We start from the raw sequence: 13,895 nt of genomic DNA on the forward strand, positions 1-13,895 counted from the left end.
GACCGTCGGCGGTTGACTGGCGTGCCGGCTTGAAGAGACAGGCTCCATTGTTTTAACGATTCTCGATACGGTGTTGGTCATGCCGGTAACCAGTGCAGAGCTGAAGCAGCATCTGGAGCAGAACGAAGCGGCTGTCGACAGGGTGTTGCGCCGGGTTCAGGGGTTCACGGATTCCCTGATGACGCTGGATGCCTTGCGCAGCACGGCGGGCATCACCGGGCAGCCTCTTGAAGAACTGCTTGCTGATTTTCTGAACGAGGAAAATCTCGGCTGGGAGTTCATGTTCCACCTCACCCAACCAATCGAGCCGATCAACGCCGCCAATTTCGATCTCGAGGATCTCGGTGATTTCGCGCACAAGATGCTGGGCTTCAAGCTGTATGTTTTCGACGAAATAGGGTTTTGCGGGATCGCGACACTCGTGTCTCACCGGCTCGCGCTGACCGCCTGGCACGTGACAGTCAAGGACAAGCGGAAGGAGCGCCGGTCCGGCCTCACGGTTCGCACGCAAGAAGGGAGCAAATCGCTGCGCGTGCTTGGTGTGCGTTTCGAGATGCCTTGCCATGACGATCAATGGGATGTCGGTCTGCAGGACGGGGATATCCTGCGTGCCAACCCGGATGTCGCCTTGCTCGCCATCGAGCAACCGATGACAACGTATTACGAATTGCCGGCGAAACCTCCGGCGTGGATCACCGGGCGGAGAAAGCTTTGCCTGAGCCACAGACAGGACGACAACGGCAGGGACGTCACCTTCGTTACCGGTCGTGCGACGATCGATGATCCGCCTCGTATCCAACTGGAATGGGAGGACGGTGTCACCAGACCCGGGTCGTCAGGCGGGTCGGTTTTCGACACGGATCTTGCATTCGCCGGCTTCCATCAGGGGCAGCTGAACGGCGTTTCCGAGATCGTTCCTTACGCCACCTTCGCCGGCATAGACGAATTTACCCAGGCAATTGCGGAGGACCGGGCACCGCCTTACATCTATTCGCTGACAGGGCGTGTCGATGGTCATCTGATTATTGGGCGGCAGCGCTATTGTCATGCCATCCATGACGTTGTGCGGGGAGCCGCCCGTCACTTGCGCGGGATCTGGATCAAGCGGATGGAGATCGACCAGACGACGGGACTGGAATTTTCCTACGATCTCTTGTGTCAGGTTCTGGCGCAGAACGGTCAAGCGGCGCAGGTCTTCAGGGTTGAACTGTCTCTGGGAATGGAAGACCTGCTGGAAACGCTGAACGAGAGATTGCACGGCGGAACGCCGCTGCTGGCACGGCCGGGGGCTGCGGACGACGAAACCAGTGAAGGGGCAAGCGACAAGGATCGCACCAGGCAACTGGTGGACCTCCTGGCCAAGACGACCGGCGCAACCGCGGAAAGGCCGAGCTGGATCTATTTCGACAATCCGCGCGGAGGCTTGCGCAAGGCGGCACAACAGCAACTGGAACTGCTTCTGGCAATGATCCTGAGCGATACGCGTCTTCGATTTGTCATGGCCGGGGGCGAGACCTACAGCGTTCCGGGGCCAAAGGCGGAAAATGCCAGTGCGCTGACCGGGCCGGGAGTGATGGTGGATTACATCGGCCAGTTCGACCGCGAGGATGTCCGTCATACGCTTGAGGCGATCAATCGATCGCTGGGGCTTGGCCTGCCGACGCATGTGGTCGATTTCGTTGTGATGCAGGCCCTTCACGGCGTGCAAGCCCAGGGAACGGTCTATCGCAGTGCGGAAGTGAAAACCGTGTCGGAGAATCTGCAAAGGTCTCTCGCACCGTTGCTTCCGGCGGAAGGAGCATCATCGCCATGAGCAAGGACGGTGACCAGCTCGCGGAAGGCCTGAAGGCGGCCATGCGGTTTGCCGCAACGCGCAAAACCTTCACGCCGCGTGATGCGGTGGAGGCAGCTTCCAAGGTCTTGCAGGACAAGCTGACGCCACTGACGATTGCCCGGCTGCTGACGGAGCTCAACAAGGTCGTCCTGGAAATTTCCTCCGAGCCGGTCTGGTCTCTTCGCAACGGGCCGCGCCATGGTGTGCTCAAGACCATCGAAACTCCGGAGGAAGACACACCTGTTGCCAGAGCCCTGCGTGGTGACGAACCGTTCTCGCAGGAGACCATCGAACGACTGATTGCCGAAACACCGGATCTGCCCGAGCAGGATCAGCTCAAACGGATCGAAGAGATATCCGATGACCTCGACAGGGCCGGACCGAGTGCGCCTGCCTATCCGTTGCTGGTGCGCCTGCGCGGTGTCATGAACCGCGTGGATGCAGCAAGGCGGGCAAATGCCATGCTGAGCCGAGAGTTTTTTGGCCGGGAGACGGAACTGGCCCGCTTGCTCGACTGGTGCGCGCGGCCTCAGGAAAAAACATCTGTCAGCGCCTTGTTCATCACCGGCCTGCCGGGCATCGGCAAATCCTTTCTGATTGACCGGGCAATGGCGGAACACAGGTCTGTTCAAAAGGCGCCAATCGTTCTGCGCCTGGACTTCGACCGGCGCGGGCTGAACCTGGAAGATCCCGACAAGCTGGTGCATGAGCTCTCCCGCCAGCTGGGCGATATCCTGACGGACGAAGCCCCCAGACTGCGCGACCTGAGGCTCAAGTATTCCGGCAATGCGGAAACGACCGGCACGACGGTGAGCAGTACCCTTTTGCCGACCGAGCTGGTCGATGCCATGGGCGCTGCGGTGCGGTCGCATGGCGGGCAGGTGGTCCTGGTGCTGGATACGCTTGAAGTGTTGCGCGGTCATGGCGAAACCCGGCCCATTCTGCTGTTCGAGGTTCTGGACAATCTGGTACGGGCCGGGCTGTCGCCGATCTCGATCATTGCGGCCGGGCGGGGAGATGCGCTCGATTCCGTTCGTAAACGCATCGAGGGACCGCCTCTGGAGCTGGAAGGCCTGAGCGAGACGGAATCCCGCAATCTTCTGGACAAGTTGGGGGCTCCCCCGGATTTGCATGACAGGATCTTCGAACTTTCGCGTGGCAACCCGCTGATGCTGCGGCTTTCAGCCAAGGTAACGCAGGCGGAGGACTTCGATCCGGGTGAACTGGAATACGGCGAAGCAGGCAGCATCACGGAAGCCTATCTTTACCGGGCTATCCTTTCGCGCATTGACGACCCGCTGCTGGCGAAGCTGGCACATCCTGGTCTTGTCCTGCGCCGGATCAGCGCCGAGGCAATCCAGTTCGTTCTGGCGCCGGCGCTCGGGCTCGGTGAGGATATCGATGAAGCTGCGTCCAGGCGACTTTGGCAGGAACTGAGCAACCACCATTGGCTGGTGGCTGTTGACGGTCAGGACTGGCTGAAACACCGCGGCGACCTGCGGCGGGAAATCCTGCCCATGCTCTACGTCGAAAAGCCGGAGCTGGCCGCAAGAATAGACCGGGCGGCGGCAAACTGGTTTGCCGGGTTTGACCGTGAGACCGCGCTCTATCATGCCTTCCAGGCGACGCGGGCCGGAGACCCGATGCCCGAATTCACCGCAGCCGACGTTGCGGGCCTCAGCGAAGATGAACTGGACGAGCTTCCACTTCCGGCGACGAATGCCATCCTGCAAGAGCGCGGCGAGCGCTCGCGCCGGGCGCGCTATACCAGCAGCGAGCAGGGAACATCCGAACCGTTTCCGACTTCGAAAGCGGAGGAGGTCGAGCCGGAACTGGTCCGCGAACTCGAACTGACCCTTCGGCGGGGCGATGTGTTCGAGGCCGATCATATCTTCACCCTCAACAACGCCTTTCCGCGAAATCCGTCACCTTCCCGTCCCGAAGCTGCTGCCACGCTTGCCTATTTCTGGCTCTCCGGCCAGTGGGCGCGGGCCATGTCCCTTTGGCGGAAGCTGCCGAAATCCTTGCTCGAACGATTGAGCCGGGAAGACCCGGGCCTCTACGGTCTGGTTCTGCTGGAAATCGAGGCGGAAGCGGATTTCGACGGACTTGTCGCCCGGTTGCGTGGTGATGAAAAACTGGCGGCAACAGCCTGGCAGGCGCGTTCCGAGGGTTCCAGGATTGCCCTGAAAGGGGCGCTGGAATTCGCTCTCATGGCCAGCCAGGAAGGGCGGCCGGAGTATGTGGAGATCCTGGATCCGGTTGCCATGTCCGTCTTCAGGTTCGGCGAGAGGGTTTCGGAGTACCCGGCAGATGCAATCCGGCAGGGTGCCAACCGCGCCGAGCGGTTTGCGATCATGACCGGACAACAGCATCCCGACACGGATCAGCACACCATTGCCCGAATGAACCCTGCAATCGCGCCCTTAAGCGTTCTTGCACGCATTCAGCACAGTCCGCGCATGGCGCAATATCTGCGCGGCTTTTACGAGGGGTTGCATGAAACGCTGGAGATGCTGGGAACGCCTGATCTCTTCGACAGTTTCGAACGCTATTCCAGCGACATCGAGATCGAAGGACCGGAAATTCTGGGGGCACTGGGCCTTACCTGCGACTGGGTAGGAGCATTTGCAGTGTTCAATGCTGTTCCGGATGCGCCGACGGTTGCGCGGGCGGCCGAACGCTGGCGTCGCTTCAGTGGCGGTATCTGGTCCTACCCGGGTACGCCGCCGTCTTACTGGGGCAACGGCGAGAGCGATGTCTTGCTGATGGCGCGGGTCAACAGTCTGCTTTCCCGGAAGGATCCGCCGGCAACCGCTCGGGCGCTGTTGCGGCGATTGGCCTATGCGGCCGACTATCCCGACACGGAAGAAGGGGCCCGGCGTGCCCGGAGTGTTTTCGAGCGGCGACTGATGCGGCCTCTGGCAATGGCGATGACCGCGGGCTCTGCCCAGGACATTGCAGCTGCCCTTGCACCCAGGCTCATGGGGCCAGCCCTGACAGCGGCGTTGGCCGTGATCGGGGCTGATGCTGCGAAAAGAAACGAACCGGTCGACGTGTCGACATTGTTCTAGTCGCGTGCGTTTGCAGGTTCGTCAAACACGAAAGAAAGGAGAGAACCGGGCACTGTTCAGGTTCCGTGTTTCCGGCGAGGCCGCAAGCCTCGTCGAAGCCCGAACCTATGGGGAATACCGGACAATAATACAGACATTGATATTGGAGGAATTTCCATGAACACGCGAGCACTATTGGAAAGTCAGGGACGGCTCGAAGCATTGAAATCGGGCGGACGGCTTGAGGCTGCGAAACGCGCCATCGAGGCAGGACACCCCTTTGTCGAGCAACTTGGACTGGACATACCGGATACGCTTGATGCGCTGGATATGTCCCTCGGCCAGCTTGAAGCCGCCGGCACGCCGTTGACGCAACTGGAAGCCATCGTGCGACTGGTTACCCGGCCGCCGATGGTCGTTGAAAACGGCGCGGTCTCGCTGATCCCGCTGCCGGATGAGTTTGGTGCCGACATAGACATCAAGATCAAGCGGAACGAACACTGGATCGGCTCGGTCGGGCGGGTTGAATTCATCAACCACTCGATGACCTGGGGCGGAACCGCCTGGGTGGTCGGCGAAGAAGCCGATGGCCGGCATCTTCTGGTCGTGACCAACCGGCACGTGGCCAAGATTGTCGCACGCAGAAACGCCAGGGGAGAGGGCGTCTTCATGCGCTCACCCTTCACGATGGTCCGTTACGGTGCGCGCGTGGATTTCAACGAAGAGGTTGGCGCGTTGCCGTCAGACGAGCGCCCGGCCGAGATCCTTCGCTTCACCTATCTTGCAGATGATGCCAGCGCCGACGTCGCGATCGGGCGGATTGAAAAACCTGCCAGCTTCGCCGTGGCGCCCTTGCCTCTGGTGGATACGGACGCGGAAACGGACGAGATCGTCGCGGTGATCGGCTATCCGGCCTTCGACAGCCGAAACGATCGCACCGAAATGGAGAAGTATTTCAAGGGCCTCTACGATGTGAAGCGGTTTGCCCCGGGCAAGATGATGCCGGTTGCGCCGGGAACCGTGCTCAGCCACGACTGCACCACGCTCGGTGGAAACTCCGGCTCGCCGATCCTGAGCCTTGATCGCAACAAGGTGGTGGGGTTGCACTTCGCCGGAGCCTATGGAATTGCCAACAGCGCTGTCAGGGCGAGCACGCTACGGGACCTTCTGTCAGGCAACCGGCCCACGCAGGTCCTGGTCGAGGCTAGCCTTGAACAGGAGGTGGCCGACGGTTTCCACGATCCGAACCATTTTACCGGCCGGAACGGCTACGATCCCAACTTCCTGTCGAAAAAGGTCGACTTTCCGAAGTTGCCGGACGGCATGTTCAATCTGGCCAGCCCGACGGATGCGCTCGCCGGCCGTCCGCATGAGCTGCGCTATACCCACTTCGGGCTTCTCTATGATGTCGATCGCAGAAGCCCCGTGGTCACTGTCGTCAACATCGACGGCGAAAAGGCAATCAAGATCAAACGCAAGAAACCGGACAAGTGGTTTTTCGATCGGCGCATTCCGGTGGAAGCGCAGCTCGGCAAGGGCGACTTCCCGGGAGATCTGGACCGGGGGCACATGGTCCGGCGCGAGGACCCGAACTGGGGTGATGACCGCCCGGTGGCGCAACTGGCAAACGACGATACGTTCCACTACACGAACGCCTCGCCGCAGCATTCCTCCCTCAACCAGAACCGGTCCACCTGGCAAGGTCTGGAAAACCATATCCTCGACAGCACAAAGACCCATGCCTTCCGGGCAACGGTCTTTACCGGCCCCCTTTTCGACGACGACGAGGATCCGTTCCTCGATGGGGTCGGCATCAATCTGCCCCTGCAGTACTGGAAAGTGGTGGTGATGGATGCCTTGCAGGACGACGGCAGTCTTCGCCTGCACGCGACCGCCTATCTGTTAAGCCAGGGACAGGCCATTCAGAAATACCTGCAGGACCGCCGCGAGTCGGAAGCTGTCGAAGGGTTCGCCTTTGGTGAGTACAAGACGTTCCAGGTGTCGGTTGCCTTTCTGGAAGACCTGTCGGGCTTCGATTTCGGACCGTTGAGGGATGCAGACCCGCTGGCGGCGCTTGCAGACGAGCTTGAGCTGCCCGACAGCCGACCGCAGTTTGTCGAGATCACGGGAGCAGATTCTCTGGTCCTGTGAGGAAATGTGAGCCTGCTGTGCGCGTGAGATGACCAATCGGTCCGAGCATCCGTCTCGGCAGGTCCCTGCCGTTGCTCCGGTCTTTGCCTTTATCGGCAGGGCCGGAGTGGCAGGTGTTTGATATCGACGACTTGAGTTGCGCTAGACCAGGAACGGGTAGCCACCCTCCAGTTTCAGAAGGGCGATCTTTGTTTCCGTACCGCCCGAGCCGGAATATCCGCCAAGGCCGTTTGCCGACAGGATCCGGTGGCAGGGGATGATGATCGGTATCGGGTTGGCGCCGCAGGCCTGGCCGATCGGCTGTCCGTATGTGTCCAGTTCCCTGGCAAGGTCGCCATAGGTGCGGGTTCCGCCATAGGGGATTGCGAGCATCGCCTTGAACACCGCCTGGTGCAGCTCGCCGCCTTTCGGGGCGAGCGGCAGGTCGAAGGTTTTCAGATCACCCGCAAGATAGGCCTGTACCTGGCGTGCCGCTTCCTTGAGCAACGGTGTTTCTTCTTTGCCAGAGGGCCCGTTCCAGTGTAATTGGGTGATTGCGCCGTCAACTTCCGTAATGGAAAGGCGTCCCAGCCATGTTTCAATTTCTGCAACCGGCATAACCGCCCCCGCTTGTCTTTTAAGGTTAGGTAGTGGGTTGGTGCAATTATCTCAACCGGACCGTTCCTGCCGGGACATGTCCGCTACTCTCTTTTTCATCTGCGGATGATCGTTTGAAAAGGGCCGCCGCCGATGGCGCATGACAGTCAGCACCGTTCGACCGGCAATGCCGCCGCTGCCACGGCGCCGCTCGCCGGGATCGGTCTCATCGTGCTGGCTTGCCTCAGTTTTTCCGTTCTGGATGCAACGGCCAAATACATGTCGGCCAGCCTGCCGACGCTGCAGATCGTCTGGATGCGGTTCGTCAGTCATGTGATCCTGTCCCTGGTCCTGTTCCAGGTCTGGAAGAAACCTTCGCTCCTGAAGACGAACCGGCCGGTCCTGCAGATCGTGCGGTCGTTCTGTCTGCTCGGCACCACCATTTTCAACTTTCTGGCAGTTCGTTACCTGCAGCTGGCCGAAACCATGTCGATCATGTTCGCCGCGCCATTCGTCATCACGGCGCTTGCCGGGCCGCTGCTTGGGGAATGGGCCGGATTACGCCGCTGGATTGCGATCATTGTCGGCTTCATCGGGGTTCTGGTGGTCACCCGGCCAGGACTTGGCGGTATGCACTGGGCGGCGATCTATTCGGTTGCGGCCATGTCCTTTTACGCGGTCTATGCGCTGCTGACACGCCAGCTCACGGCAACAGACAGCTCTGCCGGAATGCTGATCATTTCAGGTATTGTCGCAGCCATTGCCATGGCGCCGGCTGGTATCTCGGTCTGGGTCACGCCTCCGGACCTGTGGACATGGGTTCTGCTGTTCGCGACCGGCGCTTTTGGTGCGGGTGGGCATTTCCTGTTCATCATGGCGCACAGGATCGCGCCTGCACCGGTGCTGGCGCCCTTCATCTATACGCAGATTGTCTGGATGATCGCGCTTGGCTTCCTGATCTTCGACGACGTGCCCACGTACACGACCATCCTCGGAGCGGCCATCGTCGTCGCGTCCGGCCTCTACATCCTCTACCGGGAACGCGTGAAGGGGATCTGATCAAGGCTGCATCTGCCTGTACGCTGGCCTTAGGCGGTTGACGGGATTGGATAGTTCCCGTCTTAATACCCGCCGGGGTTAAAACAACCGCCGGTCAGGAAGGATCGCCAGCCTTTAAGGGAGGTGTGGGATGGAGCTGAACCGCCGCAGGTTCTTGACAGGGGCAGCAGCCACGGCAGGCTCATTGGCCTTGCCGCAGATGGCGCACGCCAATGCAGCTGCAAACGCTTATTTCAGTGGCTACCAGGAAGATAGCGGGTTTCAATACAGAAGAACCAACTTCAAGAAGATCGATCCCGTCTGGCATCGGCAGATGGTGAAGTATTTCAGTGACGAGCCACCCGGCACCGTGGTGGTCGATACCAACAATCACTTCCTGTACTGGGTATGGGAAAACAACACCGCGCTTCGTTATGGCGTTGGCGTCGGGCGTGAAGGCTTCCAGTGGTTCGGACGCGCCCGGATTGACCGCAAGGCCCTTTGGCCGCGGTGGGTGCCGCCACCGGAGATGCTGAAGCGGCAGCCGGATCTTCCAAGAATGGTCGAAGGCGGAGCTGCCAACAATCCACTCGGGCCACGGGCCTTGTATCTCTATCGGGATGGAAGCGACCTCGGGTACCGGCTGCACGGCACGCTGGAGCCCTGGAGCATCGGCCATGATGTGTCGAGTGGCTGCGTGCGCATGTTCCCGGAAGACATTGTCGACCTTTACCAGCGCTGCCCGAAGGGAACCGGCGTTCTGGTGCTGGAGCATCTTGGAGAGAAAGCGGGCTGAGCCCGTTCATCCGGAGCAATTTGCAATCGACCGGCGGAGCTGCAGTCGAAGGGGCTGAGGGCTGCCGGGCGAGGGGGAAACTGAAAGAGGATTTGGGGGCTTTCCTTGGAAAATACATTTGGCCGGATCGGCCGGGGCGCAGTTTTTGCGCTCATGATCGGATTTGGAGTCGCCGGCTGCAACAGCGCCGGTGGATTGTCGTCACCCGATGTGACCAACGCACCGGCCGCCGGTTTCGGAAATATTTCGTCGGGTTCGGAAGAGGAATTCATCATCAATGTCGGTCGCCGGGTCTATTTCGACCAGGGCTCGGCTGTGGTTACCGATGAGGCCCGCATCACAATCGAAAATCAGGCCAAGTGGCTGAAGTCGAACAAGAAGTGGCTGGTCAAGATCCAGGGGCACGCCGACGACCCGGGCAGCGAGGCTGCGCAGAAGACATTGTCGACCCAACGGGCGAACGCGGTCATGGCCGAACTGGTCAAGCTGGGGGTCAATCCCAAGCGCATGTGGGTGAAGGGGTATGGCGTGGAGCGTCCGGTAACGGATTGCGACAAGGTCACCTGTCAGTCTCAGAACCGCAGGGTTGTCGTCAATCTACGTGAGGAATTCGACGATTCCGCTCCCGCTGGACGGCGCTGATCTTTGTGAGGGGCTTCGATCCCAAACTTCGGAAAAACAGAAAAACCTGTTTACCCAGAGGGGAGAGGGCTATAACGGTCTCTCCCAACGCCGCTGCGGTTATTGAGAAATAGGAATGTCTGAAGACAACGGTTCCCCTCCCTCCCAGCCGGAATTTCCGCAAAAGCCTGGTAAAAGGCTCACTCTCGGGCACATTGCCGACCAGCTCGGTATTTCCACGGCAACCGTGTCGCTGGCGCTTCGGGACAGTCCGCTTGTTGCCGAGGAAACCAGGGCGAAGGTCAAGCAGACCGCGGAGGAGATCGGATATATCTACAACCGGTCGGCGGCTTCTCTCAGAACCGCCCGCAGCCAGATTGTGGGCGTTGCCGTTCATGACATCCTGAACCCTTACTTCGCCGAAGTCTTTTCTGCGCTCGAGGATGTTCTGGAAGAGCAGGGGCAGATGATCTTCATCTGTAACCACCGTGACGACGTCAAACGCCAGCGTGCGTTCGTCAACACGCTGTTGCAGCACCGCGCGGACGGATTGATCCTGTGTCCTTCGGTCGGAACTTCGGCCGAAGAGATCAACAGGCTGGTGGACCAGGGGATACCCGTGACGCTGGTGGCGCGCGAGGTTCCGGGGGTCTGGGCACCGTGCGTACGCGGTGACGATCTTGCCGGCACCTATCAGATCACCAAGCACCTGATCAAACAGGGGCACAAGGACATCGCCATGGTTGGCGGTCGCCGTGGCAGCTCGACCGGCCGCTACCGCAATGCGGGCTGGCGCAAGGCGCTGGAAGAAGCGGGGATCGATCCCGCAAGCCAGCTTGACCTGCCGGAGCTGATGACCCAGGCCGACGGCCGGGCCGCAGTGCCGAAGATCCTGGAAGCCGAACATCGCCCCACAGCCATCGTCGGCTTCAACGATCTCGTCGCCCTTGGAATGATGACCACGTTCCGGCGAGCGGGGATCGAGCCGGGGCCGGACATGGCGATTACCGGTTACGACGATATCGACGGCGCCGATGCGCGTACACCCGCGCTGACGACGGTGTCAGCCCAGCCGGACAAGATCGGACGGTTGGCAGCACTGACCCTGCTGCGCCAGATCGCGGGTGACCGCGTGCCCAATACGCCCATCGTGATCGAACCCGATGTGCGGATCCGTGAAAGCTCGCCGCCTCCCGGCGTGCGACTGGCCCCCAAGCTGGCCGACTAGACAAGTCGGCTGGCGGTCGCAGCCTGCTTTTAAGAGGCCGTCAGATCATCCTGTCGACCCTCGCCTCGCGCGGGTCTGGAACAATCCAAAAAATTTCGAGGCGGCGGTTCCCTGAAACCGGCTCGCGCTTCGCCTGTCCGCGATGACTGCAACGTGGCTCGTCATGTTCGGATGCAAAAACGGGCGGCCAGAGCCGCCCGTTCCAGGTGTTCCTGCTGTTTCAGGTCAGCGCGGCTCGTCCGCCAGACCCTTGAAGATGGCGTAGCAGGCCAGCAACAGCACGATCGTGAAGGGGAATCCGGTCGAGACCGCCATTGCCTGCAGGGCTCCCAGGCCCCCGCCAAGCAGAAGCGCGATGGCGACCAGACCTTCGAAGGTGCACCAGAACACGCGCTGCGGCACCGGCGCATCGACCTTGCCACCTGCCGTGATCGTGTCGATCACCAGAGAGCCGGAGTCCGAGGAGGTGACGAAGAACACGATGACCAGAATGATGGCGATGAACGAGGTGATCGATGCCATCGGCAGATCGGCAAGCATGCCGAACAGCGACAGTTCAGGGCTGTAGCTCGCGATCACGTATTCATGCACTTGGCTGTCGTTGCTGGCCAGGACCTGTTCGATGGCGGTGCCGCCGAACGCTGTCATCCAGATTACGGACACGATGGTCGGAATGATCAGGACGCAGACGATGAACTCCCGAACAGTGCGGCCACGGCTGACGCGTGCAATGAACATGCCGACAAACGGCGACCAGGAAATCCACCAGGCCCAGTAGAACGATGTCCACCCCTGGCGGAAGCTGTCGTCCTCGCGGCCGAACGGCATCGACAGCGGCACGATTTCCCTGCCGTAGGCAATAATGTTGGCGAAGAAGTCGGAGACCAGCGTTGCGGTCGGACCAGCGGCAATCACGAACACAAGCAGCAGAGCCGCAATCAGCATGTTGATTTCCGACAGAACCTTCACGCCGCCGTCGAGACCACGCAGAACCGAGACCAGCGCAACGCCGGTGATGCCGATGATCAACACGACCTGTGCCGTGGTGCTGACAGGAATGCCGAAGACGAAATCGAGACCCGCATTTGCCTGCTGGGCGCCAAAGCCAAGTGAGGTCGCGAGACCGAACAGGGTCGCGAACACGGCCAGGATATCGATGACATGGCCCGGCCAGCCCCAGGTGCGCTCACCGAAAATCGGGTAGAACACCGAGCGCATGGTCAGCGGCAGGCCCTTGTTGAAGGAGAAGATCGCAAGAGCGAGTGCAACCACGGCGTAGATCGCCCAGGGGTGCAGGCCCCAGTGGAAGATGGTTGCGGCCATGCCCATGGCCTTCGCGGCCGCGACATTTTCCGGAATGATATTGCCGTCGGCGTCGAAGGGCTTTGGCACACCGATCGGCTCGGAAAAGGCCATGTGATAGACCGGTTCCAGAACGCCGAAGAACATCAGGCCAATGCCCATGCCGGCGGCGAACAGCATGGCGAACCAGCCGAAGTAGGTATAGTCGGGTTCGGCGTCCTTGCCGCCGATGCGGACGTTGCCGAGGGGAGTGACGATCAGCGCCAGGCAGACGAGGACGAAGACGTTGCCGGAGATGATGAAGAACCAGTCGAGGTTCGATGTCAGCCACTTGCGCAGATGATCGAACATCGGGCCGACTTCGGTCTGAAAGGCAAGGGTCAGAAAGACGAAGGCAACGATGGTCAGGCCAGAGACCAGGAAAACCGGATTGTGGATGTCGAGGCTGAAAGGGCCGACAGAAGTTTCGATGTTGTCCTGGCCAATCTCGTATTCGGTGTCGATGAGATTGGCGGCGCCTTCCGGATCCGGAATGCCTTGATTGTCGCTCATGGGAGCGCTCCTTTTGTTCGGGAAACGGGTTATCTCACGAGGAAGACGGAAACATCTGCATGGCTCGCGACGCGTCCACCGTTCGACGGCCAGAAGTGATCCGGCACGTGCGGGATGTGCGTTGCCATGACCACGAGGTCCGCACCGGTATCGTGAACAGCCTTCAGAATCGCGTTTTCCAGGTCGACAGCCGGATCGTGAGAGAAAACGGCATGACCGGAAGCGGTGATTCCGTGTTTCTGCCCTTCTGCGGCAGCGTAGGCAGCCAGCTTTTCCCGAAACTCGTCCGGAGTGTGGGCAAGGGCGCTTGGGGTGTTTGAAGTTACCGCCGCAAATACCACGGGAATACTATTGGTTTTTGCTATATAAGCACCCGTTGCGATGGCTTTTTCAAGTTTATCCGCATGACTGAGGTCAATCGGAACTAGTATTTTTGTGAACAAATGTCCCTCCAAGATCTGTTCAGGCAAGAATATACAAGATTCAAGCCGTAGAGGTCCTTGCGCGGAGGGTCCGCTTCAGTATTGCATTCTAGTGTAATGTCGTCTTGTCCCGCTCCGCTACGATTACACTACTGTTGCATATACGGAGGGCGGCGTCAAAAGAACGGCAAGAATACGTCCCGATGCGACATATTGGCGCGTTGGGTTTGAATTAGCGCGCAATTTTGCGCGGGAAGCCGGGAAAACGCTACGGCATCGCGTGTCGAACGTGGCCGCGAGCAGGCCAGACGGTCTAGGCCGG

10 protein-coding genes are annotated in these 13,895 nt (G+C 60.3%); 7 read left to right on the forward strand and 3 right to left on the reverse strand.

Annotated features, from left to right (window positions below):
* The first annotated feature begins 79 nt into the window (after positions 1-79).
* From HEP89_RS11480 to HEP89_RS11490, 3 genes are all read left to right on the forward strand, one after another.
* Complete coding sequence (locus HEP89_RS11480; RefSeq protein ID WP_168692081.1) at positions 80-1,813, forward strand: trypsin-like peptidase domain-containing protein; 1,734 nt, start codon at positions 80-82, stop codon at positions 1,811-1,813.
* Positions 1,810-4,908 (forward strand): ATP-binding protein, encoded by a 3,099-nt coding sequence (locus HEP89_RS11485; protein WP_168692082.1) that lies wholly within the window; start codon positions 1,810-1,812, stop codon positions 4,906-4,908. The genes HEP89_RS11480 and HEP89_RS11485 overlap by 4 nt, the downstream gene beginning before the upstream one ends.
* Positions 4,909-5,064: 156 nt before the next feature.
* Complete coding sequence (locus tag HEP89_RS11490; RefSeq protein ID WP_168692084.1) at positions 5,065-7,038, forward strand: DNA/RNA non-specific endonuclease; 1,974 nt, start codon at positions 5,065-5,067, stop codon at positions 7,036-7,038.
* A gap of 141 nt (positions 7,039-7,179) precedes the next feature.
* Here the strand turns inward: HEP89_RS11490 and HEP89_RS11495 are convergent, their stop codons facing one another.
* Positions 7,180-7,635 (reverse strand): methylated-DNA--[protein]-cysteine S-methyltransferase, encoded by a 456-nt coding sequence (locus HEP89_RS11495; RefSeq protein WP_023003661.1) that lies wholly within the window; start codon positions 7,633-7,635, stop codon positions 7,180-7,182.
* Positions 7,636-7,767: 132 nt separating this feature from the next.
* Here HEP89_RS11495 and HEP89_RS11500 point away from each other — a divergent pair, with 132 nt between their 5' ends.
* The 4 genes from HEP89_RS11500 (at position 7,768) to HEP89_RS11515 (ending at position 11,297) form a co-directional block, all read left to right on the forward strand.
* Positions 7,768-8,673, forward strand: a complete 906-nt coding sequence (locus HEP89_RS11500; protein WP_023003659.1) for a DMT family transporter — start codon at positions 7,768-7,770, stop codon at positions 8,671-8,673.
* A 130-nt stretch (positions 8,674-8,803) separates the two neighbouring features.
* Positions 8,804-9,448, forward strand: a complete 645-nt coding sequence (locus tag HEP89_RS11505) for a L,D-transpeptidase family protein (RefSeq protein ID WP_062486959.1) — start codon at positions 8,804-8,806, stop codon at positions 9,446-9,448.
* A 105-nt stretch (positions 9,449-9,553) separates the two neighbouring features.
* Positions 9,554-10,090 carry an OmpA family protein gene (locus HEP89_RS11510; RefSeq protein ID WP_023003655.1) on the forward strand — a complete coding sequence of 179 codons (537 nt, stop codon included), beginning with the start codon at positions 9,554-9,556 and terminating at the stop codon, positions 10,088-10,090.
* Between the two features lie 115 nt (positions 10,091-10,205).
* Entirely contained in the window at positions 10,206-11,297 is a 1,092-nt protein-coding gene (locus HEP89_RS11515; RefSeq protein ID WP_055661151.1) for a LacI family DNA-binding transcriptional regulator, read from the forward strand.
* A 225-nt stretch (positions 11,298-11,522) separates the two neighbouring features.
* Here the strand turns inward: HEP89_RS11515 and HEP89_RS11520 are convergent, their stop codons facing one another.
* Complete coding sequence (locus HEP89_RS11520; RefSeq protein WP_077291717.1) at positions 11,523-13,151, reverse strand: BCCT family transporter; 1,629 nt, start codon at positions 13,149-13,151, stop codon at positions 11,523-11,525.
* A gap of 29 nt (positions 13,152-13,180) precedes the next feature.
* A complete protein-coding gene (locus tag HEP89_RS11525; protein WP_208993452.1) occupies positions 13,181-13,621 on the reverse strand; it encodes a universal stress protein in 441 nt (146 codons plus the stop codon).
* Positions 13,622-13,895: the final 274 nt, after the last annotated feature.

Origin of the sequence: Labrenzia sp. 5N (genome assembly GCF_012395805.1) — a bacterium.
GTDB classification, from domain to species: Bacteria; Pseudomonadota; Alphaproteobacteria; order Rhizobiales; family Stappiaceae; genus Roseibium; species Roseibium algicola.